The 22,029-nt window shown below is 73.2% G+C and carries 19 protein-coding genes; 11 read left to right on the forward strand and 8 right to left on the reverse strand.

Annotated features, from left to right (window positions below; all coding sequences use genetic code 11):
- The first annotated feature begins 21 nt into the window (after positions 1-21).
- The 6 genes from ACGFK0_RS25690 to ACGFK0_RS25715 all read left to right on the forward strand — a co-directional run bounded on the left by ACGFK0_RS25690 (position 22) and on the right by ACGFK0_RS25715 (position 4,344).
- Positions 22-1,188, forward strand: a complete 1,167-nt coding sequence (locus tag ACGFK0_RS25690; protein WP_392909001.1) for a thiolase family protein — start codon at positions 22-24, stop codon at positions 1,186-1,188.
- On the forward strand, positions 1,185-1,568 hold the full coding sequence (locus ACGFK0_RS25695) for a Zn-ribbon domain-containing OB-fold protein (RefSeq protein WP_392909003.1): 384 nt from the start codon (positions 1,185-1,187) through the stop codon (positions 1,566-1,568). Before ACGFK0_RS25690 ends, ACGFK0_RS25695 begins: the two co-directional genes overlap by 4 nt.
- A gap of 35 nt (positions 1,569-1,603) precedes the next feature.
- Positions 1,604-2,740 carry an NAD(P)H-dependent flavin oxidoreductase gene (locus ACGFK0_RS25700; protein WP_392909005.1) on the forward strand — a complete coding sequence of 379 codons (1,137 nt, stop codon included), beginning with the start codon at positions 1,604-1,606 and terminating at the stop codon, positions 2,738-2,740.
- Positions 2,741-2,910: 170 nt separating this feature from the next.
- Entirely contained in the window at positions 2,911-3,159 is a 249-nt protein-coding gene (locus ACGFK0_RS25705) for an alpha/beta fold hydrolase (RefSeq protein ID WP_392909007.1), read from the forward strand.
- Positions 3,160-3,214: 55 nt separating this feature from the next.
- Complete coding sequence (locus ACGFK0_RS25710) at positions 3,215-4,045, forward strand: class I SAM-dependent methyltransferase (RefSeq protein ID WP_392909009.1); 831 nt, start codon at positions 3,215-3,217, stop codon at positions 4,043-4,045.
- A gap of 149 nt (positions 4,046-4,194) precedes the next feature.
- Positions 4,195-4,344, forward strand: coding sequence for a hypothetical protein (locus tag ACGFK0_RS25715; RefSeq protein ID WP_392909011.1), 150 nt, complete (start codon positions 4,195-4,197; stop codon positions 4,342-4,344).
- On the opposite strand, the gene ACGFK0_RS25720 is transcribed toward ACGFK0_RS25715, so the two are convergent.
- The 3 genes from ACGFK0_RS25720 to ACGFK0_RS25730 all read right to left on the reverse strand — a co-directional run bounded on the left by ACGFK0_RS25720 (position 4,310) and on the right by ACGFK0_RS25730 (position 7,033).
- Positions 4,310-5,293, reverse strand: a complete 984-nt coding sequence (locus ACGFK0_RS25720; protein WP_392909013.1) for a CapA family protein — start codon at positions 5,291-5,293, stop codon at positions 4,310-4,312. The two genes, ACGFK0_RS25715 and ACGFK0_RS25720, sit on opposite strands and share 35 nt — an antisense overlap.
- 109 nt (positions 5,294-5,402) lie before the next feature.
- The gene (locus ACGFK0_RS25725; protein ID WP_392909015.1) at positions 5,403-6,437 is read right to left on the reverse strand and encodes an SGNH/GDSL hydrolase family protein; all 1,035 of its coding nucleotides are present in this window, start codon (positions 6,435-6,437) and stop codon (positions 5,403-5,405) included.
- 80 nt (positions 6,438-6,517) lie between these two features.
- Positions 6,518-7,033 carry a GNAT family N-acetyltransferase gene (locus ACGFK0_RS25730; RefSeq protein ID WP_392909017.1) on the reverse strand — a complete coding sequence of 172 codons (516 nt, stop codon included), beginning with the start codon at positions 7,031-7,033 and terminating at the stop codon, positions 6,518-6,520.
- Between the two features lie 97 nt (positions 7,034-7,130).
- On the opposite strand from ACGFK0_RS25730, the gene ACGFK0_RS25735 reads away from it, so the two are divergent.
- Complete coding sequence (locus ACGFK0_RS25735; RefSeq protein WP_392909019.1) at positions 7,131-7,313, forward strand: hypothetical protein; 183 nt, start codon at positions 7,131-7,133, stop codon at positions 7,311-7,313.
- A gap of 16 nt (positions 7,314-7,329) precedes the next feature.
- On the opposite strand, the gene uvrB is transcribed toward ACGFK0_RS25735, so the two are convergent.
- Positions 7,330-9,447 (reverse strand): excinuclease ABC subunit UvrB, encoded by a 2,118-nt coding sequence (uvrB, locus tag ACGFK0_RS25740; protein ID WP_392909021.1) that lies wholly within the window; start codon positions 9,445-9,447, stop codon positions 7,330-7,332.
- A 92-nt stretch (positions 9,448-9,539) separates the two neighbouring features.
- The gene (locus ACGFK0_RS25745) at positions 9,540-10,691 is read right to left on the reverse strand and encodes a sensor histidine kinase (RefSeq protein ID WP_392909023.1); all 1,152 of its coding nucleotides are present in this window, start codon (positions 10,689-10,691) and stop codon (positions 9,540-9,542) included.
- Between the two features lie 222 nt (positions 10,692-10,913).
- Between ACGFK0_RS25745 and ACGFK0_RS25750 the strand changes: the two genes are divergently transcribed.
- Genes ACGFK0_RS25750 through ACGFK0_RS25760 form a run of 3 tightly spaced genes read left to right on the forward strand, consistent with a single transcriptional unit; the run spans position 10,914 to position 13,639 of the window.
- Positions 10,914-11,927, forward strand: coding sequence for a hypothetical protein (locus ACGFK0_RS25750; protein ID WP_392909025.1), 1,014 nt, complete (start codon positions 10,914-10,916; stop codon positions 11,925-11,927).
- A 22-nt stretch (positions 11,928-11,949) separates the two neighbouring features.
- Entirely contained in the window at positions 11,950-12,723 is a 774-nt protein-coding gene (locus ACGFK0_RS25755; RefSeq protein WP_392909027.1) for a hypothetical protein, read from the forward strand.
- Positions 12,724-12,754: 31 nt separating this feature from the next.
- Complete coding sequence (locus tag ACGFK0_RS25760) at positions 12,755-13,639, forward strand: inositol monophosphatase family protein (protein ID WP_392909029.1); 885 nt, start codon at positions 12,755-12,757, stop codon at positions 13,637-13,639.
- Between the two features lie 55 nt (positions 13,640-13,694).
- Here ACGFK0_RS25760 and ACGFK0_RS25765 read toward each other — a convergent pair whose 3' ends face one another.
- Positions 13,695-14,918: an SLC13 family permease gene (locus ACGFK0_RS25765; RefSeq protein ID WP_392909031.1), complete on the reverse strand. Its 1,224-nt coding sequence runs from the start codon at positions 14,916-14,918 to the stop codon at positions 13,695-13,697.
- Positions 14,919-14,985: 67 nt separating this feature from the next.
- On the opposite strand from ACGFK0_RS25765, the gene ACGFK0_RS25770 reads away from it, so the two are divergent.
- Positions 14,986-20,889, forward strand: coding sequence for a TIR domain-containing protein (locus tag ACGFK0_RS25770; RefSeq protein ID WP_392909033.1), 5,904 nt, complete (start codon positions 14,986-14,988; stop codon positions 20,887-20,889).
- Here ACGFK0_RS25770 and coaE read toward each other — a convergent pair.
- On the reverse strand, positions 20,886-21,485 hold the full coding sequence (coaE, locus tag ACGFK0_RS25775; protein WP_392909035.1) for a dephospho-CoA kinase: 600 nt from the start codon (positions 21,483-21,485) through the stop codon (positions 20,886-20,888). The genes ACGFK0_RS25770 and coaE overlap by 4 nt on opposite strands.
- A gap of 24 nt (positions 21,486-21,509) precedes the next feature.
- Positions 21,510-22,001, reverse strand: coding sequence for a GNAT family N-acetyltransferase (locus ACGFK0_RS25780; RefSeq protein WP_392909037.1), 492 nt, complete (start codon positions 21,999-22,001; stop codon positions 21,510-21,512).
- Positions 22,002-22,029: the final 28 nt, after the last annotated feature.

Below are 22,029 nucleotides of genomic sequence, written 5' to 3' on the forward strand. Positions count from 1 at the left end.
TGGAGGGGCGAGGTTGCGTTGATGGGCACATCGATCGTGGGGCTCGGGATGACCGAGCTCGGCAAGGTCTACGGGCGCAGCCCGCGGCGGCTGGCCGCCGACGCGGTGCGGCTCGCCGTGGCCGACGCGGGGCTGACGCTCGGCGACCTGGACGGGCTGCTGGTCAGCCACGGGCTGGGCGGCTCCCCCGGCATCGAGCTGGCGGGCACGCTCGGGCTCCGCGACCTGCGGCTGCTCTCGCTGATGAACGCGTTCGGAGCGACCGCCGGCGCGATGCTGGCGCACGCGGCGATGTCGGTGCTGAGCGGCTCGGCGACCACCGTCGCCTGCGTGTTCGCCGACGCGCCGCTGAAGCCGCAGAAGCCGGCCGGTTCGGCGTACGACCGCGACGCCCGCGAATGGTACGGGTTCGGCGGGATGACGGCGGCGCTCGGGCTGCGCAGCGTCAACTCGTTCTACGCCCTCGCCGCCCAGCGGCACATGACCCGCTACGGCACCACCGGCGAGCAGCTCGGCGCGATCGCCGTCTCGACCCGCGAGTGGGCCTCGCGCAACCCGCTCGCCCAGATGCGCGAGCCGATCACCCTGGCCGACCACCAGGAGTCCCGCTGGGTGTCGGAGCCGCTGCACCTGCTGGACTGCTGCCTGGTCTCCAACGGCGCGATCGCCGTCGTGGTCACGAGCGCCGACCGGGCCCGCGACCTGGCCCGGCCGCCCGTCCACCTGTGGGGCTGGGGACAGGGGCATCCGGGGCACCGCAAGGAGCGCGGCAGCGAGTTCGGCCTGACGACCGGTGCGGTCTCCTCCGGAGCGACGGCGATGAAGATGGCGGGGATCACCCCGTCCGACGTCGACGTGTGCGAGCTGTACGACTGCTACACCTACACGGTCCTGGTGTCGCTGGAGGACTACGGGTTCTGCGCCAAGGGCGAGGGCGGCGCGTTCGCCGCGTCGGGCGCGCTCGGCCCCGGCGGGTCGCTGCCGACCAACACCGGCGGCGGCCAGCTCTCGGCGTACTACATGTGGGGCATGACGCCGCTGTCGGAGGCCGTGATCCAGGCGCGCGGGGACGGCGGCGAGCGGCAGGCCCCGTCCAATGACGTGATCCTGGTCAGCGGGAACGGCGGCATCCTCGACCACCACTCCACGCTCATCGTCAGCCCGCACGAGAAGGGGGCCCGGGCATGAACATCGGTGTTCTGCGGCGGGACGGCCGCACCGACCCGTTCTTCGACGGCACCGCCGCCGGGAGGCTCGTCATCAGGCGCTGCGAGGCGTGCGACCGCTGGTTCGCCCCGGATGAGGCCGGCTGCCCCGGCTGCGGGAACGAGGACCTCGGCTGGGCCGAGGCGAGCGGCGAGGCGACTCTGGTGACCTGGACCGTCACCCATGCGCGGAACGCCGATCAGCCCCCCGCCCACCTCGCGCTGGTCGAGCTGGTGGAGGGCCCCTGGCTGCACGCCCGCCTGGACGGCGTCGACCCCGCGTCCCTGCGCGAGGGCCTCCCCCTCCGGGCGGCGTTCGTGCACCCGGACGAGGGCGAGTCGTACGTCCTGTTCCGCCACTAGACCGAATGCCATTCGGTCCGTTAGCGTCTGGGGTCATGAACACCGAGGTCTGCGCACGGTTCGGCATAGAGTTCCCGCTGTTCGCCTTCAGTCACTGCCGCGACGTCGTCGCCGCCGTGACCAACGCGGGCGGCTTCGGCGTCCTCGGGGCGGTCGCCTACAGCCCCGACCGCCTCGAAGAGGAACTGCGCTGGATCGACGACCACGTGAACGGCCGCCCCTACGGCGTGGACGTCCTGGTCCCCGGCAAGATCGACAAGGCGGCGGAGGGCGGCGGCGGCCTCGACGCCATGCTCGCCGCGATCCCCGACGAGCACTGGAACTTCCTCACCGGCCTCTTCGCCAAGTACGACGTCCCGCTGCCGGACTTCGAGCAGGCCAAGCGGTCCAACGCGCGCGGCGGCGCGCAGGTCACCAAGGAGGGCGCGACCGAGCTGATCGACGTGTCACTCGCCCACCCCATCGGCCTCATCGCCAGCGCCCTCGGCACCCCTCCCCCGCTCATGGTGGAGAAGGCGAAGGCCGCCGGTATCCCCGTCGCCGCCCTCGTCGGCACGTCCGAGCACGCCCGCCGCCAGGTCGCCGCCGGCGTCGACCTGATCGTCGCGCAGGGCGGCGAGGCCGGCGGGCACACCGGCGAGATCTCCACGATGGTCCTCGTCCCCGAGGTGGTCGACACCGTCGCCCCGGTGCCCGTCCTCGCCGCGGGCGGCATCGCCACGGGACGCCAGATGGCCGCCGCCCTCGCCCTCGGCGCGTCCGGCGTCTGGTGCGGCTCGGTCTGGCTCACCACCGAGGAGGCGGAAACCTCCGGTCCGGTGAAGGAGAAGATGCTCGCGGCCACGTCCCGCGACACGATCCGCTCCCGGTCCCGCACCGGCAAGCCCGCCCGCCAGCTCCGCTCCGCCTGGACGGAGGAGTGGGAGGGCCCCGCGAGCCCCGGCCCCCTCGGCATGCCCCTCCAGATGATCGTCGCCGAGGGCGCCATGCGGCAGATCACCAAGATCGCCGAGTCCGGCAACCCGGGCGCCCGGCAGCTCGCCAACTACTTCGTCGGCCAGTGCGTCGGCCTCATGAACACCGTGAAGCCCGCCCGCCAGGTCGTCTACGACATGGTCGAGGACTTCGCCGGCGCCGTGGAGCGCCTCAACGCCATCACCGGCGAAGACTGACTCATCGCAGCGGGGCGGGCCGGGAAACCGCATCCACACGGAGGCAAGTTGGGGAGTGCCGCCGCGGATTCGTCCAGTGTGGGAGCCTTCGATGATGGTCGACTCGGCCGCGCGGGGGCGCGCGGCGCCCCTCTCGACCCGGCGGCGGCTTTCGGAGGTCGCAGCGTGACGTGCTGGCGCGCTACGGGATCACGGCGAAGCCGATGGACGGGGAACTCGCGCGCGTACGGCGACCGGTGCAGATGATCTGGGGTGAGCGGGATCCGTTCGGGCAGGAGAAGAGCGGACGCCGCGCCGCGGCGATCATGCGGGACGCCGAGTTGCACCTCGTCCCGGGCGGTCACGCGCCCTGGCTGTACCAGGCCCGGCAGGTCGGCGCGCTGATGCGGCGCTTCCTGGACGATCGCGGCGGCGCGTGACCGCGGCCGGCGACCGGCAGAACACGAACACCGATGAGCAAGGGAGGAACCCGCCATGGCCGTCGAGACACCGATACAGGAGCAGATCCGCGGCGAGTGGGAGACGATCGCGCCCGGGTTCGACGAATACCTCACCCCGGGGAACATCCGGCACGGCGAAGCGGTGCTCCGCCCGCTGGGCATCCGTCCCGGGACGCGCTTCCTGGACGTGGCGGCCGGAAGCGGCGCACTGAGCATCCCCGCCGCGCGTCTGGGCGCGGAGGTGGTGGCGACCGACATCGCACCGGCGATGATCCAGCGACTCGGCGCCCGCGCCGAGGCGGAAGGCCTGACGAACATCGAGGGCCGGGTCATGGACGGTCAGGCCCTGGAGTTCGCGGACGGCGCCTTCGACGTGTCCGCGTCCCAGCACGGCGTGTCGCTGTTCCCGGACCTGAGCGGCGGGCTCGCCGAGATGGTGCGCGTGACCAGGCCCGGAGGGACGGTGCTCGTCGTCGCGTTCGGGGCACTCCACAAGGCCGAGTTCCTCGGATTCTTCATGGGCGCCGTCCAGGCGGTCGCACCCGCCGCCATGCCACCGATGGAAACGCCACCGCCGTTCCGTCTGGCCGACCCGGATCTGTTCCGGGAACATCTCGTCGCGGCGGGGCTCACCGGCGCCACCGTGGACACGATCACCTGGGACATGCCCGTCGAGTCCGCGGCGCACCTGTGGAACCTGGTCACGGCGAGCAACCCGATCGGGGCACGGCTGGCCTCGGGCCTGACCGCGGAGGCGCGCGACGACGTGCACCGGGTGTTGGACGGACTCCTGCGCGAACGCTCGGGCGGCGAGCCCGGAGCGGTCCTGCACGCGGAGATCAACGTCGGCACCGGCACGAAGTGAGGCCCGCCGCGGGACGATGGCGGGCCCGCGGCGGCGCCTCGGTCCGGCGGTCACGTCCACCCCGTCCGACGGCACGCTCCGGTTGACGCCGAGAGCGCCTCGAACGAAGATCGGCACCGTCCTGGCACCTGCTGCGTCCGGAGGGAGCGATGACCATGGAGAAGCGTCCGCTGAAGGGCCACGTCGCGCTGGTCGCGGATGGGACGCGCGGAGGCGGGCGGGGCGTCGCCGTCCAGCTCGGGGCCGCCGGGAAGCCGGAGCCCGCTACGGCCCGCCCGCCCGCGGCGGCCCGTCGATGACGAGACGGCCCTCGTGGGCGGTCACCCGCGTCCCGAAGGCCGCGCAGGCCCCGGTGAAACGCTCGGCGATCCACTGGCGGTCGGCGTCACCGGCGAGGCTCGTGTGGCCGAATCCGAGCCGCAGCGGCACGGCCTCGATCCGGGACGGGCCCGCGCGGCCGAGCGTGACCAGGAACAGCAACCCGAGGTCGTTGCGGAGCAGCTCGCTGACGACGTAATCGTCGATGAGGTCGCCCATGTCGAAGATGACGGGCCAGGCGACTCCGTGAAAGACGTGCGCCGAACTGCCGGCGATGAGCGTCGCACCGGCGTCCACCAGGGCCCTGGCCGCCCGCCGGACGTAGAGCAGCGGCTCCTGCGTCATGTTCGGGCCCCAGTGCGGCAGGACGAGCACCGCGTCGTTGCCCGCGCGGAGGCGCCGGATCTGCTCCAGAAGGCGCTCCGGCACGCCTCTCTCCAGCTCGACGAGGGCGACGCCCGGCCTGCCGGGCCCGACGGCGAAGTCGGAGGGATGGTCGGTGATCCCCACGACCGCGACGTTGACGCCTTCCGCTTCCAGGACGACGCTCTCCCGCGCCTCCTCGGGGCTCGAACCCGCGCCGGCGGCCCGGATGCCCGCCCTCTCCAGGTGGTCGAGCGTGTCCTCCAGCGCGTCCGGGCCATAGTCGAGCGCGTGGTTGTTGGCGAGCGTCACGCAGTCCACGCCGAGGTCGGTGAGAGCCCCGACCGCATCCGGGGGCGCCCGGAAGTGGAAGGGCTTGCCCGGCGCCTCCCAGCGCCTGCCGCGGGCGGACACGCAGCACTCCAGGTTCAGCAGGGCGAGGTCGGCTTCCGCGAAGACCTCGCGCACGCCGGCGGAGAACAGTCCGTGCGGGCCGGAGGCGGCGATCTCGTCCGCCACTCCCCGGCCCAGCATGGTGTCACCGGCGAGCGCCACTGTGACGGCCATCGGCTCCCCCGATCGACGGCGGTGTCCCACACCCCCTACCCGCCGGGGCGGGGCCGCTCACGGGGAGGCACGGAACTCGTCGCGATCGCGGTGGAACGCGCCGTCCGCGCTAGGAGAGCGGCCGCCCCGGGCCCTTCCTGACCTGCTCGACGAACAGGCCGGCCAGCGCGTGATGCCCGGCGGCGGTCGGGTGATAGCTGCGCGGCTCGGCCTCGAGCGCCGACAGGTTCAGCGCCAGGCCGTTCATGTACGGGTCGCTGCTGCCCACCTCGTGGCCGGCGAACGCGCTGTAGGCGTCGGCGAACTCGACGCTGCCCCGGCCGTTCCGGGCGGCGATCTTCGCGTCCGCCTCCAGTGCGGACTGCCGGATCAGCCGGCCCAGGTCGTAGGCCCGCGCGTTCAGCCACCGCTGGTCGGACACGGTGATGTTGTCCCCGTCCACGCCGCTGACCTCGGAGAACGCCTTCGGGTACCCCATCACGATCACCCGTGCGCGCGGCGCCTTCGCTGTGATCTTGTCGAGCAGCGCGGGGAGGCTCGTGCGCAGTTCGGCCATCCGCCCGGCGACGTCCTCGCCCTGCCGGGTGCAGTCCTTGCTCCACGGCAGCTTGACGACGCACCCGGCGAGCACCTTGGAGAACCCGACGTCGTTGCCGCCGATGCTCAGGGTGACCAGGCTGGTGTCAGGGCCGATGCGGCCGATCTGCGGTGGTTCCCCGCCCCGCCCCTTCAGCACATCGGCCGTCGTCGCGCCGGAGCACGCCCAGAACGCGCTGCCCTTCGCGAACCGGAAGGCCTTCGAGACCTCGTGGTAGTACGCCTTGGACGTCCGGTGGCACCGGTCGAGAGGGTTGTGGTCGGCCACGCTCGCCTCCGCGCCGACGCCCGACGAGTACGAATCCCCCAACGCGACATAAGAGCCCCAAGTGGCGGCTTCGACCGGCGTGAGCGCCCTTTCGGTCGCCACCGGATCGGCGCGCACATCGGGCCCCGGCTCGTGGCACCCGCTGCCGAAGACCTTGCACCGCGCCGCCGGCAGCGCCACCAGCGGGACGACGCCCAGGGCCAGCAGCACCACCAGGACGGCGACGGCGAGGCCCCGTTCGCCGAATCGGTCCCGGACCCACACCACCGGGCTGATCATCGTCCTCCTTCACGTCCATGGGGCAGACGTCCATGAGGCGCTCCAGGTTCCCGCCTTTACGTTGTAGATCAACAACCGGGCTACGGCCGGCCGAGCGGCGCCCACATGACCAGGCGCGGGCCCAGCTCGTGCAGGCCCGCCTCGATCTCGGCGTTCCAGTACGACCTGATCCCCGGCCCCCACCGCTCCTCGGGCAGCGCGGCGAAGCCGTGCGCGGCGTACCAGGGCCCGTTCCACGCGACGTCCCGGAACGTCAGCAGGCTGACCCCGGGCGACCCCGCCTCGGCGGCCCGCGCCATCACCGCGCCGAGCAGCCGGACACCGATCCCCTTGCCCGTCAGGTCGCCGCGCACCGAGATCTGCTCCAGGTGCGCCGCGCCGTCGACCTCCTCGACCGCCGCGAAACCCACCGGCGGATCACCGGCCACGACGATCTCCGCGTCCTTGCCCGTCATCTGGCCCGTCATCTGCTCGATCACGGTCGGCCCCGGAGGGAACACGATCCCGATCTCGGCGAACATCGCATCGCCCGAACTCTCGATCGACGCCAGCCCCGGCAGATCCTCGGGCCGCGCCGGACGAACCTCATACTCCATCCCGCGATGGTAGAACGCCGCCAGGGGCGATCCGTCCGCGCCCTTCCGGCCGGGACCCGCCGCGCAGGCGTCCCCCCGCCCTGGAGTTCCGCGACGTGTGGTTCGGCTACCGGCCGCCGCGGCCGGTGCTGCGGGGAGTCCCGTTCGAGGTGCCGCCGCGCGGCCATGCGGCCCCACCGGCCGCTCCGGCGCGGGCAAGTCGACGATCTTCGCGCACGGCGTGTACCGGCGGCTCGGCTACCGGCCGGTGGAGGATCGCGTCATGCTCGCCTTCACCTGACGCCGCCGCGCGTCCCCTATTTGACGCCCGCCTCCTTCATGTCTCGGAGTTCGCGTTTGAGTTCCTTGATCTCGTCGCGGAGGCGGGCGGCGAGCTCGAACTGGAGGTCGGCGGCGGCCTGGTGCATCTGCGCGGTCATCTGCTCGATGAGGGCCTCCATCTCCTCGCGGGGGCGTTCCCCGACGAGGTCGGCGGCGTGGCGGCCGACCTCCCTGGTGCGGGACGCGAGGCCGGGGACGGGGGCCTTGCCGCGGCTCTGCTGGCGGCCGGCGCCGCCGAGGAGGGTCTCGGTGTCGGCGTCCTCGCGGACGAGGGAGTCGAGGATGTCGGCGATGCGCTTGCGGAGGGCCTGCGGCTCGATGCCGTGCTCGTCGTTGTAGGCCTGCTGCTTGGCCCGGCGGCGGTTGGTCTCGTCGATCGCGCGTTCCATCGACGGGGTGACCGTGTCGGCGTACATGTGGACCTGGCCGGAGACGTTGCGGGCCGCGCGGCCGATCGTCTGGATGAGGGACGTCTCCGAGCGCAGGAAGCCCTCCTTGTCGGCGTCGAGGATCGCGACGAGGGACACCTCGGGCAGGTCGAGGCCCTCACGGAGCAGGTTGATGCCGACCAGCACGTCGAACTCGCCGGCGCGCAGCTCGCGGAGCAGCTCGATGCGGCGCAGCGTGTCGACCTCGCTGTGCAGGTAGCGGACCTGGATGCCGAGTTCGAGGAGGTAGTCGGTGAGGTCCTCGGACATCTTCTTGGTGAGGGTGGTGACGAGGACGCGTTCGTCGCGTTCGGTGCGCTCGCGGATCTCGTGGATGAGGTCGTCGATCTGCCCCTTGGTCGGCTTCACGACGATCTCGGGGTCGATGAGGCCGGTCGGGCGGATGACCTGCTCGACGACGTCGCCCTTGACGCGGTTCATCTCGTAGGAGCCGGGCGTGGCGGACAGGTAGACGGTCTGGCCGATGCGGTCGAGGAACTCCTCCCATTTGAGGGGCCGGTTGTCCATGGCGGACGGCAGCCGGAAGCCGTGCTCGACCAGCATCCGCTTGCGGGACGCGTCGCCCTCGTACATCGCGCCGATCTGCGGGACGGTCTGGTGGGATTCGTCGATGACGAGGAGGAAGTCCTCGGGGAAGTAGTCGAGGAGGGTGTTGGGGGCGGTGCCGGCGCCGCGGCCGTCGATGTGGCGGGAGTAGTTCTCGATGCCGGAGCAGGTGCCGACCTGCCGCATCATCTCGATGTCGTAGGCGGTGCGCATGCGCAGGCGCTGCGCCTCCAGCATCTTGCCCTGCCGTTCCATGACGGCGAGGGCGTCCTCCAGTTCGGCCTCGATGTCGCGGATGGCCCGCTCCATCCGCTCGGGGCCGGCGACGTAGTGGGAGGCGGGGAAGACGTACAGCTCCTCGTCCTCGGTGATCACCTCGCCGGTGAGGGGGTGAAGGGTGGCGAGCTTCTCGATCTCGTCGCCGAACATCTCGATGCGGACGGCGAGTTCCTCGTACTGCGGGATGATCTCGACGGTGTCGCCGCGGACCCGGAACGTGCCGCGGGTGAACGCGAGGTCGTTGCGGGTGTACTGCATGCCGACGAGCTGCCGGAGCAGGTCGTCGCGGTCGATCTCCTGGCCGACGCGGAGGCGGACCATGCGGTCGACGTACTCCTGCGGGGTGCCGAGGCCGTAGATGCAGGAGACGGACGCGACGACGACGGTGTCGCGGCGGGTGAGCAGCGAGTTGGTCGCCGAGTGCCGCAGCCGGTCGACCTCGTCGTTGATCGAGGAGTCCTTCTCGATGTAGGTGTCGGTCTGCGGGATGTACGCCTCGGGCTGGTAGTAGTCGTAGTAGGAGACGAAGTACTCGACGGCGTTGTGCGGCATCATCTCGCGCAGCTCGTTGGCGAACTGGGCGGCGAGGGTCTTGTTCGGCTGCATGACCAGGACGGGCCGCTGCACCTTCTCCACCAGCCACGCGATCGTGGCGGTCTTGCCCGTGCCGGTGGCGCCGAGCAGCACGTTGTCCTTGTCGCCGCCGTCGATGCGGGCGGCGAGGGCGGCGATCGCCGCCGGCTGGTCGCCCGACGGCGTCATCTCCGTGACGACCTCGAACGGCGCCACGCGGCGCCGCAGATCCGTGATCGGCCGCATCGTCGCCTCTTCCCCTCGGTCCGGATCCGTCCGGCGTTCTCCCCTGCCCCACCACTGTATTCAGCGGGTAGGACAATCTATATCCGAGCAGGTCAGGACGCCGGCAGCGGAATCTTGGCGCGGACGGCGTAGCCGCCCCGGCGGGGACCGGCCTCGAAGGTGCCGCCGAGGGCGGTGACGCGCTCGCGGAGCCCGACCAGGCCGTTCCCGCCGCTCGGGAGCCGGTGGTCGGGACGGGCCGTGGGCGGGTCGTTGGCGATCTCCACCTCGATGGCCCCGGGCAGGAGGCCGAGGTCGACGCGGGTGTCGGCGGCGCCGGCGTGCTTGTGGACGTTGGTCAGCGCCTCCTGGACGAGGCGGTAGACCGTCCGCCCGACGGCGGCGGGCATGGGTTTCTCGTCACCGCGCACCGACAGGTCGACGCGGAGGCCGGCGGCACCGGACTGCCCGACGAGTTCGCGGACGTGGGCGAGGGTCACGGCCTCATACGGCAGTGCCTGCTCGCCCTGCCTGAGGACCCCGATGACGTGGCGGAGCTCCTCCAGGGCCTGGCGCCCCATGTCCCCGATCACGGTCGCGGTCTCGGCGGCCCGCACCGGGTCGCGGACGGCGGTCGCCTTGAGCGCCCCCGCGTGCACGACCATGACGCTGATCCTGTTGGCGACCACGTCGTGCATCTCCCGGGCGATGCGGGTCCGTTCCTCTCCCCGCGCGCGCTCTGCGAGGAGGTGCTGTTCCCGTTCGAGGCGCGCCGCGCGTTCCTGGAGCGATACAAGGAGTTGCTTGCGCGCACCCATGTACAGGCCGAGCAGGACGGGGACGGCGATGAACGCGACACCGAAGATGGCCTGCGCGATGAACGCCTCGTTGCCCGCCGTCGGCGAGGGGAGGGCGAGCGAGAAGGCGTAACCGAAGACGGCGATGGTCAGCACCGTCCGGCGGGACGCGGTATAGGCCGCGAGCGAGTACAGGATGACGAGCGCGGAGAACACCCCCGCACCGGCGACCGTGCCGAAGACCACCATGAACAGCGCGAGCCCCACGGGGTGGACGCGGCGCAGGACCGCGGCCAGGCCGAGGATGACGCTGCACACCGACACGACCGGCGGCGGCAGCCAGAACTCCTGCTCGGCGAACCACAGGAACGTTCCGTCGGCTGCGGCCAGAGCCACGGCGAGGGAGACGTCGAGCGCGCGTGACCTCCGTGTCGGCCACGCCGCCGACCACCAGCCCCGCGCGCGCATGCGATGAGCCTATAGCGAGCCGCAGGCCGCCAGGGTCGTCCCGGCGGGACGGTAAGGGCGGCCGTCCCCCGGGGGAACGCGAATCGCCCTTACCACGGGCCTTTCCCGCCCTCCGGGTGCTGTGGTTACCATGACGGCGCCGACCGTGCCGTCCGAAGGGGACGGCCCCGCGCGCCCCCGCAGCGCCATCGGCGCCGACCTGGGACGGGGAAACCGCAGAACATGACCCGCTTCGCCAACTGGCTCGGGAAGAACGCCGACGCCGTGATCGCGCTCGTGCTCGCCGTCACCGTCGCCGTGATCGGCGTCGGGGTGAACCTGCCGAACGAGGCGGAGATCACCAACAGCGCGATCCTGGCCGTCATCGGCCTGCTGGCGACGTCGGTCCTGCGGGACCGCAGCCGCCGCATCCCGGTCGAGGCGGAGGTCCGTGACACGCTGCGCGCGTCCTCGACCACCCTGGACGACCTGAGCGGCAGGCTGAGCCACATCGAGGGGTTCGAGAACGTCCTGTCCGACACCAAGCGCACCCTGGACGAGACCACGGTCGTCCGCGTCATCAGCGGGACGCAGGTGGCGCAGGTCCTCGAAGAGGCGCGCCGCGACACCGACCGGTGGTTCTTCAAAGGCGGGACGGGCACCTACATCCGTGCGCGGACACTGCCCGAGTGCGTGGCGGCGGCGCGCAGAGAGCGCCGGACGCTGCTGTTCCGCCTGGAGATCCTCGACCCCACCGACGTGGAGGTCTGCGAGGCGTACGCGCGTCACCGCCGCTCGGTGTCGGACGGCCCGGACGCGACGGGCGAGCCGTGGACGCTGGACCGCACCCGCAAGGAGGCCTACGCCACGCTCCTCGCGGCGTGCTGGCACAAGCAGCGGTTCGCGATGCTCGACATCGACATCGGCCTGGCGCGGACGATGACGACGCTGCGGTACGACCTGGCGGCGTCCCGGGTCGTGGTGACCCGCGACGACCCGCGCGGCGAGGCGCTGGTCGTGGACAGCAACAAGTTCTACTACAGCTGGGTGAGCGCGGAGCTGCAGACGAGCCTCGACCAGGCGCGCCGCGTGCCCGTCGAGCAGGCGCGGCTGGCGCCGCTGGACGACGAGCCGACCGTCGAGGAGGCCCGCAAGCTCTTCGAGGTGATCGGGATCGATCTCCCGCAGGGCTACACCGACCGTGACGTCATCGAGGTCATCCGCAAGGCGCTGCGGGCCAAGGATCCCTACGAGTGACGCGAGTGATGGGGCCGCCGGAGTGAGGTACGAGGAGATCCGCGAGGACATCCGGGCCGGTACAGCGGCGCGGACGCTGCCGGCGTGGGCCGGGCGCGTCATGGACGACGTCGCGGCGGGCCGCTCGCACGTCCCGGCCGTGCGCCATCCGCTGGGCTTCGTCTGCCTTCCCGTGGAGCGCAGCGGCGACTTCGGCGTGTGCCTGCACATCTGGACGCCGGAGGTGCGCCCGGCCCCGTCGACCACGTCCCCGGTGCACTGCCACAGCTGGGATCTGCTGAGCTTCGTCCTGTACGGGACGGTGCGGAACGTGCGCATGGAGATAGCCGAGGGGCCGGGCGGGACGTCCGGCCGGGACCCCGCCGGCGAGACGCGGCAGATCTTCGAGGTCGTCAGCGCGGACGGCGTGGACGAGCTGAAGGCGACCGGGCGCACCGTCCGCTGCTCTCCCGGCCGTTCCATCGCACACCGGACCGGCGAGTCGTACACGCTGCCGGCGGGCGTGTTCCACACCACGCTCATCGAGGACGGCATGGACGCCGCGACGGTCGCGCTGGGGCGCCGGACGCCCGGCGGCGGCGATCTGTCGCTCGGGCCTCCGGGCGTTCCCTCGCACCGGGTGCACCGTTCACGCTCCGGCCATGCCGACACCGTGCGCGCGCTGCGGCGTTCCGCTCGCAGGATCGCGTCCGCGCATCCGCCTCCCGCTCCCTCCCCCGCGGCGCCCGCCGCCCTGCCCGGCAAGCGTCCCACCTCTGATCCGCACGCGCGGCACCACCGCTCGGCGCGCCGGTAGCCCGGCGCCGGACCCGACTGGAGAAGGCCCGATGAGATCCACGACCCCGTCACCGGCCCTTCCGGTCGATCTCTCCGAGGCCCGCCGCGTGGCGGTGGACGCGGCGGTGGCGGCGGGGGCGCTGCTGTCCGCCGGGATGGGCGGGCCTTTGGACGTCCGGCCGAAGGGCCCGGGCGGGGACGTGGTGACCGCGCTGGACACGGCCGCCGAGGAACTGATCGTCGGGCGGCTCCGGGCGGCGTATCCGGGGCACCGCATCATCGCCGAGGAGTCCGGGGTCCTCGAAGGGGCGCCCGGTGAGGAGATGCTCTGGCTCGTCGATCCGCTGGACGGCACCAACAACGTCGCGATCGGCATGCCGGTGTACGCGGTGGGTCTGGCGCTGTGCGCGCGCGCAGAGCCCGTCCTGGGCGTCGTCCACGACCCGGCGGCGGGACGGACGTGGTCGGCGGTGCGCGGGAGGGGCGCCCTGGGGCCGGACGGGGAGCCGCTGACGCTGGCCGATCGTCCGCGGCCGGGGCGGGACGACAACCCCGTCCTGGCATGGACGCAAGGGCATCAGGTCGCCTCGGACGACCCCGTGGCGTTCGCGCTGCGTTCGGCCATTGAGGGGCAGTGCGCGCGGATGCTGCAGCTGTGGGCGCCGCTGGTGGCGTGGGCGATGCTGGCGCGCGGCGACATCGACGGGATCGTCGGCTACCTGCCCGAGATCGTGGATCTGCCCGCCGGGGCGCTGCTGGCCGCGGAGGCGGGAGCCGAGCTGCGCCGCCTGGACGGGCGGCCGTACGCGCTGGGCGTCGACCGCCCGGCGTCCGAGCTCGGTTTCGTGGCGGCGCGCCCGGAACTGCTCGACCGCCTCCTGGCGACCACGGCGAGGATCACGAACCGGGACGGCCGCGTCCGCCTCACCCGGTGAATCCGGCCCTGTGAGGCACGGCGAGTCTCGGCCGGTGAGCCTCGGCCCGTGATGGTCAGCCGGTCAGCAGGAGCGCCGGGACGGTGGCCGCACAGCCCGCCACGGCCAGGACGGCCCCCGTCAGCACGAACTTGCGCATCGGGACCCTGACGTCCCACCGGCGGCACCACTCGAACCACAGCAGCGTGGCGAGCGACCCCCACGGTGTGATGACGGGCCCCACGTTCGTCCCGATGAGCAGCGACAGAAGCTGGTCCTTGTTCGCCGCGGGCACGGCCGGCTCCCCCGCCACGTAGGCGGGGAGGTTGTTGAGGACGTTCGACAGTCCCGCACCGGCGAACGCGGCCCGGAACGCACCCACGACACCGTCGTCCCCGCCCATGACGGCGCGCATCACGTCGTCCAGCCCGAACCGCTCCAGCGTCGGCACGACCAGGAACAGGCCGGTGACGAACACCATGAGCTGCCACGGGATGAGCGCGGGACGCAGCGCCGCCCGGTCGCGGACGGCGAACGCGGCGGCGGCCACGGCGGCGGCGGCGGTCGCGGCGATGCCGAGCTGGATCCCGGTGTGCACGCCGGCGAGGATCGCGCCGATGAACATCAGGCAGGCGAGCCCGGTCGCCGAGAACAGCACCCGGTCCCGGACGGGCGCGGGTGCGGGCGGGTCGTAGGAGTCGGCGCCGCGCATCCGCCGCCGCCAGTAGAACGCCCACAGCAGCGCCATCGTGACCGCCAGGGCCGCGAGCTGCGGCGCCCACATGCGGGCGGCGAACGCGCGGGTACCCAGCGCGACGCGGTCGGCGGCGAGCAGGTTCGTCAGGTTCGACACCGGCAGCAGAAGGCTGGCGGTGTTGGCCAGCCACACCGTCGTCATGGCCAGCGGGAGGGTCGCGATCCGCGCGCGCGCCGCCAGCGCCAGCATGACGGGCGTCAGCAGCACCGCGGTCGTGTCGAGGTTGAGGAAGATGGTGGTGAGCGAGGCGAACGCCACGCACAGCAGGAACAGGACCGCGTAGTTGCCGCGTCCCGCCCGCGCCATCCGCTGCGCGATCGCGTCGAAGACCCCGGCCGCCTTGGTGAGCTCCGCCAGGACGATGACGCTGAACAGGAACAGCAGCAGCGGCGCAATCCGCTCGACGCTGGAGCGCGCCGTGCCGGCCGGCAGCAGGCCGGTGGCGACGAACACCAGGCCGAGGACGAGCACCCCGACACGGATCCAGTCCAGAACGCCCAGCCGTCCGGCCGCGCGGCGCAGGATCTCGATCCGGGGTGACACGCGCGACATGATCCCATAGGCGGCCCGGGGCACTGCTTTCGTCGCCCCGCCGCGCGATACTGGCGGAATGACGACCCACGGCGGCCACCCCAGGCAGGAGCGTCCGACCGACTTCTTCATCAGCTACTCCCCCGCGGACGAGCGGTGGGCGTCCTGGATCGCCTGGCAGCTGGAGGCGGCCGGGCACCGGACGATGATGCAGGCGTGGGACTTCGTGCCCGGCACCAACTTCATCGACTTCATGGACCGGGGCCTGTCGGAGGCCAGGGCCGTCGTCGCGGTGCTGTCGCGCAACTACCTGCGGTCCCGGTACGGGCGGATGGAGTGGATGGCGGCGCTGCGGGCCGACCCGGACGACCCGGCCCGCAAACTGGTCACGGTCCGCATCGAGGACTGCCCGATCGACGGGCTGCTGTCCACGATCACCTACGTGGACCTCGTGGGCGTCGACGACCCGGACGAGGCGCGCCGGATGCTGATGCGGCGCATCGGCGAGGCCCTCGCCGGCCATGCGCGCCCCCAGAACGGCCCCGGCTTCCCCGGAACGGGCCGGGCCGTTCCCGGTGGCCCCGGCGACCGGGAACCCCTCCAGGGCCGTCTGGAGGACGCCGGCGGCGGCCGGCCGGATCCGGCCGGTGAGCGGCCCGCGCGGCGGGCGCCCGTGGCGGCGCCGGCGTTCCCCGCCGCCGGCGGCGGCGGGGAGGAGCCGCGCGAGCGGCTGAGCGTCCTGCACGTCGCCGGGCCCCGGTTCGGGCGGACGCTCGCCGAGCCCGGCGAGCCCACCACCGCCACCGAGCTGCAGGACCGCATCTGGAGCGACGTGACGCGGCTGGCCGACTCCGGCGTGCCGCGCCCCGACCTGCTCCTCGTCACCGGCAACATCACCCACTCGGGCAGCCGCAAGGAGTTCGCCGAGGCGCTGTCGTTCCTGACGAGCCTGCGCGCCCTGCTCGGGCTGGAGGCGCAGCGCGTCGTGGTCGTCCCCGGCACCCACGACGTCACCCGCGCGGCCTGCCAGGCCTACTTCTCCAGCTGCGAGGCCGACGACATCGAGCCGCAGCCGCCGTACTGGCCCAAATGGCGGCACTACGCAGGTCTGTTCAAGGAGTTCTACCAGGGCATCGACGCGCTCATCTTCGACAGCGCCCAGCCGTGGACGCTGTTCCCCGTCCCCGACCTGCGGGTCGCGGTCGCCGGCCTCAACTCGACGCTGCCGCAGACGCACCGCGAGGAGGACCGGTACGGGCAGGTCGGCCGGGCGCAGGCCGCCTGGTTCAACGAGCGGCTCCGGCACTTCGAGGACGACGGCTGGCTCCGCCTCGCCGCGGTCGAGCACACGCCGATCTCCGGGGAGCCCGGCGCGCTGCGCGACCCCGAGACCGTCGAGATGCTCCTCGGCGGCCACGTCAACCTGTTCTTCCAGGGGACGGAGTCGGAGTTCGGCGCGATCCCCCTGCTGGGCGGCGGCGTCCCGTCCGTCCCGGCGCTCGGGCCCGGCCGCCACCAGATCGTGGTCGTGGAGCGCGACGGCCTGCGGCGGTGGATCCCCGAGGACGCCGAACGGCGCGGCCCCGAACGTCTCGAACGGTCCTGGGCGAACGCCGCGGGCACGTTCCCCCCGCCGCGCGCCGAGACGCCGCCGGCTCCGCCCGTCCCGGAACTCGGGCCGGGGGCGGGCCGCGCCGCCGACCCGGTCCCCGACCCCGCGGCGCGGCTCCTCGACCGCCTGACGGAGGCGTGCGAGACGCGGTTCGAACGCGCGACGATCCGGCGCATCGTCCCGCCGCCGCGTGAGGACGGCCGGTCGGACCCGCCGCACCTGCTGCTCACCCACCTGGAGGACGGGTTCGTCCGGCAGTACCGCATCGGCGCGCATGTGGGCCAGGTGACCGAGGCGGACGTCGACGCGTTCGTCCGGCATGTGCACGCCGACGGCACCGACCACGGGTCCGAACTGGTGTATCTGGGCCCCGCGCCCGCCCGGTCACTGCGCGACGACGCGCTGCGGCGCGGCATCCGCGTGCGGAGCCTCACCGAGTTCCAGGGCCTCGTCGACCTCTCCGAATACGTGACGGCGCAGACGGGACGGCTCTCCGCGGGCGGCCTGTACCCGCCGGCCCTGTACGTCCCGCAGCGCTACCGGGAACTCGACCGGCTCGGCACCGGCGCGCCGGCCGGGCCGCGGGACGGTGAGCGCGGCCGCCCGCCCGGCGCCGATCCGGGCCGGGACGTCCACGACGACGTGGTCGGCGAGATGCTGCGGCTGCTGGCCGCCGACCACGGCCGGTTCCTGCTGCTGCTCGGCGACTTCGGCCGCGGGAAGACGTTCGCGCTGCGCGAGCTGGCCCGCCGCATCCCCGAGGAACTGCCGCACGTCATCCCGATCCTCATCGAGCTGCGGGCCCTCGACAAGGCGCACTCGGTGGACGGCCTCGTCGCCGCGCATCTCGCCAACCACGGCGAGGAGCTGATCGACCTCAAGGCGTTCCACTACATGCTCCGCCAGGGGCGCATCGTCCTGCTCTTCGACGGGTTCGACGAGCTGGTGACGCGGATGACCTACGACCAGGCCGCCGACCACCTCGACACGCTGCTGCAGGCCGCCCAGGACAAGGCCAAGATCGTGGTGGCGAGCCGCACGCAGCACTTCAAGTCGCAGGCGCAGGTGCTGACCGCGCTCGGCGAGAAGGTCGGCGTGCTGCCGCACCGGCGCGTCCTCGGCCTGGAGGACTTCACACCCCCGCAGGTCCGCTCGTACCTGGTCAACCGGTACGGGGACGAGGGCGCGGCCGAAGCGCGCCTGGCCCTGCTCGCGGGCATCGGGGAACTGCTGGTGCTGACGTCCAACCCGCGGATGCTGTCGTTCATCGCCGACCTGCCCGAGGAACGGCTCCGCGCCGTGGCGCAGGCACGCCGGGCCGTCAGCCCCGCCGACCTCTACCACGAGATCCTGTCGTCGTGGCTGGCGTACGAGGCCGACCGGGTCGGCGGGTCGGGCGGGCCGTCCGGGCTGAAGGCCGAGGACATGTGGCGGGCCGTCGGGACGCTCGCGCTGCGGCTGTGGGAGGGCAACGAGCAGTTCCTCCGCCTCGCCGAGCTCGCCGACGTCGCCGACACCCTCACCGGCCTCGCGGGCGGCCGCATGTCGCCGCACCAGGTGACGCACGCCGTCGGCGCCGGGAGCCTCCTCGTCCGCACCGCGGAGGGCCTGTTCGGATTCATCCACACGTCGGTGATGGAGTGGCTCGTCGCGCGGCACATCGCGGACGAGTTCGAACGGGACGCGGCGCCGGCCGCGCTGGGCGGGCGCGCGCTCACCCAGCTCATCGTCGACTTCCTCTGCGACCTCGCCGACACCCGCGCCTGCCAGGAATGGGCGGCCGCGGTGCTCGCCGACCCCGGCGCCGACGACATCGCCCGCGCCAACGCCATCCGCATCACGACACGGCTGCGCACCCCGGCGCGCACCGACCTGCGCGGCGCGCGCCTGCAAGGCGAGGACCTGTCCTACCGCGACCTGCAGGAGGTCGACCTGACCGGCGCCGACCTCACCGACGCGCAGCTCGTCGGCGCCAACCTGTCCCGCGCCGTCCTGCGCGACGCGTCCCTGGCCGGGGCCCGCCTCGACGAGGCCACGCTGACCGGAGCCGACCTGCGCGGCGCCGACCTGTCACGCGCCCGGCTCGCCCGCGCCGACCTGCGCGACGTCGCCGTCGAAGGCGGACGCTGGACGCGCGCCGCCCTCGTGGACGCCACGCTCCCCGAACGCGTCGCGAACGCACCGGAACTGCGGGAGGCGGCCATCGCGCCCGGCCGCCCCATCGACATCCAGGTCGCCCCCGCCGGCGTCGGCGTCCCCTACGGCTTCCACTTCCAGACCAGCCGCCTCCCCCAGCCGCTCGCCTACAGCCCCGGCGGCTCCGTCCTGGCCGTGGGCTGCGAGGACGGCGGCGTCCTCGTCTGCGACGCCGTCACCGGCACCCCCCTGCGCACCCTCCAGGGCCACACCGACCGCGCCTACGCGGTGGCGTTCGACTCCGCCGGGAACCTGCTGGCCAGCGGGTCCGCGGACGGCACCGTCCGGCTGTGGGACCTCGCCACCGGGCACACCGCCCACACCTTCACCGTCCACCCGGAGGGCGTGTGGCCGGTCGTCGCCGGCGGGCGCTCCCCGTCGCACGGCGACCTCCTCGCGGCGGGCGCCGCCGACGGGACCGTCCGCGTGTGGGACACCGCGACCGGCGCCCTGCTGCACGAGCTGACCGGGCACACCGCGCCCGTCTACACGGCCGTGTTCGACCCGATGGGCTCGCTCATGGTCACCGGCGACGCCGGCGGCACCCTGCGCGTCTGGGACCTCGCCGGCGGGACCCTGCTGCGCGAGCTGACCGGCCACCGCGGCGCCGTGTTCCGGGCCGTGTTCCACCCGGACGGCTCCATCCTGGCGGCCGGGGACGAGGCGGGCGTCGTCCGGCTCTGGGACATCCGCACCGGCGAGATCCGGCAGGAACTCCTCGGCCACACCGGACGCGTCTACGCCATCGCGTTCCACCCGGGCGGGAACCTCCTCGTCACCGGCGACACCGACGCGTCCGTCCGGCTCTGGGAGGACGGCCGCCACCGCGCGACGCTGTCCGGCCACGAGGGCGGCATCTACCAGGCGGCGTTCAGCCCCGACGGCGGCCGCCTCGCCACCGCCGACAGCGCCGGATCCGTCCGGCTGTGGGACCCGAGGACGGGCCGGCAGCGCCTCGAACTGGCCGGGCACCGCGGCGCCGTGTGGCCGTTCGCGTTCCGCCCCGACGGCGCCCAGCTCGCCACCAGCAGCAACGACGGGACGGCCCGGCTGTGGGACGCCGAGACCGGGCAGTGCCGCGTCGTGCTGCGCGGCCACGGCCGCCGCGTCACCGGCGTCACCTTCAGCCCGGACGGCGGCATGCTCGCCGGCAGCGGCAACGACGGCCTCGTCCGGCTCTGGGACCCACGCACCGGCCGGATGATCCGCGAGCTGCGCGGCGTCGCCGACAACCTCACCTCCGCGACCTTCAACACCCGCGACTCCCAGCTCGCCACCGCCACCAACGACGGCGGCGTCCACCTGTGGCAGGCCGGGACCGGCACCTTCGAACGCGAGCTGAACGTGGAGACCGACCACGTCTGGGCGCACGCGTTCGCGCCCGCCGGCGACGTCCTCGCCACCGCCAACGACGACGACACCGTCCGCCTCTGGTACTGGACGACCGGCCGCGAGGTCGTGAACCTCGCCGACCACCGGGGCCGGGTCCGCAGCATCGACTTCCAGCCCGCCTCCGCCGGCACCGGCGCCCTGGTCGCCACCGGCTGCGACGACGGCCTCGTCCGCCTGTGGCACCCCCGCACCGGCGAACTCACCGCCGAACTCGAAGGCCACGACGACCGCGTCTACCGCGTGACGTTCTCGCCGTCCGGCGAAACCCTCGCCAGCGCGAGCAACGACGGAACCGTCCGCCTCTGGGACCCGTCCACCGGCGAAGCGCTGCACACCCTCACCGGCCACACCGGCCGCCTGTGGACGACGGCGTTCCACCCGTCCGGGACGCTGCTCGTGAGCGCGGGCGACGACATGGTCGTCCGCCTCTGGGACCCGTCCACCGGCGAAGCGCTGCACACCCTCACCGGCCACACCCGCCGCGTCTGGTCGGCCGCGTTCAGCCCGGACGGCTCACTGCTCGCCACCGCGGGCGACGACGGCGCCATCATCCTCTGGGACGTCGGCGCCGGCACCGGCGCCGGCACCGCCCCCACGCGCCGCGCGACCCTCCTCGGCCTGTCCGAAGGCTGGGCCGCGCTGGCCCCCGACGGCCGCTACAAGTGGGAGGGCAACGCCACCGCCGAATTCTGGTACGCCGTCGGCATGTGCCGCTTCGAACCCGGCGAACTGGACCCCTACCTCCCCGACGTCCACCGGCTTCCCCTCGACGCCCCGTTCTAGGCGGCCGCCCTGCGGGCCAGGGTCTCCCAGAGGGCGTCGACCTGGGCTTTCAGGGCGTCGAGGGTGCCGGAGTTGTCGATGACGCGGGTCGCGACGGCGCGGCGGTCCGCGCGGGACGCCTGATTCGCCATACGGGCGCGGGCGTCTTCCTCGGTCATGCCGCGGCGGGCGACGAGACGGTCGAGCTGGACATCCTCCGGGGCGTCCACGACGACGACCTCGTCGTACATGGGGGCCAGGCCGTTCTCCGCGAGGAGCGGGACGTCGTACACGACGACCGCCCCGTCGGGGGCGGCGTCCATCAGCTCCTGCATCCGCTCCCCCACCAGCGGGTGGACGATCGCGTTCAGCGCGGCGAGGCGGCCGGCGTCGGCGAACACGATCCGGCCGACCTTCTCGCGGTCGAGGCCGCCGGACGGCAGCAGCACGTCCTCGCCGAACTCCGCCACGACGGCGGCGAGGCCCGGCGTGCCCGGCTCCACCACCTCCCGGGCGATCTTGTCGGCGTCGATGACCACGGCGCCGCGTTCGGCGAGCCGCGCCGACACCTGGCTCTTGCCCGACCCGATCCCGCCGGTGAGTCCCACTTTCAGCACGCGCTCACCCTAGCGGCCGCCCGGTCACCCGGTCCCGGCGGGCACGAGGGGCTTGCGCATGTGCACGAGGGTGAGGTGCGCGGCGACGCGCTCCCGGTGCGTCTCGGAGTAGCCGAGGCGCCGGTACAGGCGCAGGTTCGTCTCGCTGAGGTGCCCGGTGAACAGCACGCAGGCGTCGGCGCGCCCGGCCACCTCGTCCTCCAGCGCGGCGAGGAGCCGCCGCCCGATGCCGCGGCCCTGCAGGTCGGGGACGACCACGAGCCGCCCCACCAGGCACGTGTGGTCGCTGAACCGGGCGCGGACCGCCCCGGCGAGACGGCCGCCCAGCACCGCCTTCAAAACCACCGCGTCACCCGACAGCACCTTCCGGAGCTGCTCGGCCGACTCGACCAGCGGGGGGATGAACGGGTCGCCGTACAGCTGCGCCTCCGCGACGTAGGCGGCGCGCTGGACGGTCAGGATCTCCCCGGCGTCCTGCGGGCCGGCCCGCTCGACCGCGACCGTCGGTTCGCTCATGGGACGACCCTAGCGGCGCGGGGCCCCC

The sequence above is a fragment of the Spirillospora sp. NPDC048823 genome, assembly GCF_043198445.1.
Taxonomy (GTDB): domain Bacteria; phylum Actinomycetota; class Actinomycetes; order Streptosporangiales; family Streptosporangiaceae; genus Spirillospora.

Bases quoted from the DNA above. Each gene is read 5' to 3' on its own strand.
- ACGFK0_RS25690 (WP_392909001.1), top strand. From the start codon at position 22: ATGGGCACATCGATCGTGGGGCTCGGGATGACCGAGCTCGGCAAGGTC.
- ACGFK0_RS25695 (WP_392909003.1), top strand. From the start codon at position 1,185: ATGAACATCGGTGTTCTGCGGCGGGACGGCCGCACCGACCCGTTCTTC.
- ACGFK0_RS25700 (WP_392909005.1), top strand. From the start codon at position 1,604: ATGAACACCGAGGTCTGCGCACGGTTCGGCATAGAGTTCCCGCTGTTC.
- ACGFK0_RS25710 (WP_392909009.1), top strand. From the start codon at position 3,215: ATGGCCGTCGAGACACCGATACAGGAGCAGATCCGCGGCGAGTGGGAG.
- ACGFK0_RS25715 (WP_392909011.1), top strand. From the start codon at position 4,195: ATGACCATGGAGAAGCGTCCGCTGAAGGGCCACGTCGCGCTGGTCGCG.
- ACGFK0_RS25720 (WP_392909013.1), bottom strand. From the start codon at position 5,293: ATGGCCGTCACAGTGGCGCTCGCCGGTGACACCATGCTGGGCCGGGGA.
- ACGFK0_RS25725 (WP_392909015.1), bottom strand. From the start codon at position 6,437: ATGATCAGCCCGGTGGTGTGGGTCCGGGACCGATTCGGCGAACGGGGC.
- ACGFK0_RS25730 (WP_392909017.1), bottom strand. From the start codon at position 7,033: ATGGAGTATGAGGTTCGTCCGGCGCGGCCCGAGGATCTGCCGGGGCTG.
- uvrB (WP_392909021.1), bottom strand. From the start codon at position 9,447: ATGCGGCCGATCACGGATCTGCGGCGCCGCGTGGCGCCGTTCGAGGTC.
- ACGFK0_RS25745 (WP_392909023.1), bottom strand. From the start codon at position 10,691: ATGCGCGCGCGGGGCTGGTGGTCGGCGGCGTGGCCGACACGGAGGTCA.
- ACGFK0_RS25750 (WP_392909025.1), top strand. From the start codon at position 10,914: ATGACCCGCTTCGCCAACTGGCTCGGGAAGAACGCCGACGCCGTGATC.
- ACGFK0_RS25760 (WP_392909029.1), top strand. From the start codon at position 12,755: ATGAGATCCACGACCCCGTCACCGGCCCTTCCGGTCGATCTCTCCGAG.
- ACGFK0_RS25770 (WP_392909033.1), top strand. From the start codon at position 14,986: ATGACGACCCACGGCGGCCACCCCAGGCAGGAGCGTCCGACCGACTTC.
- ACGFK0_RS25780 (WP_392909037.1), bottom strand. From the start codon at position 22,001: ATGAGCGAACCGACGGTCGCGGTCGAGCGGGCCGGCCCGCAGGACGCC.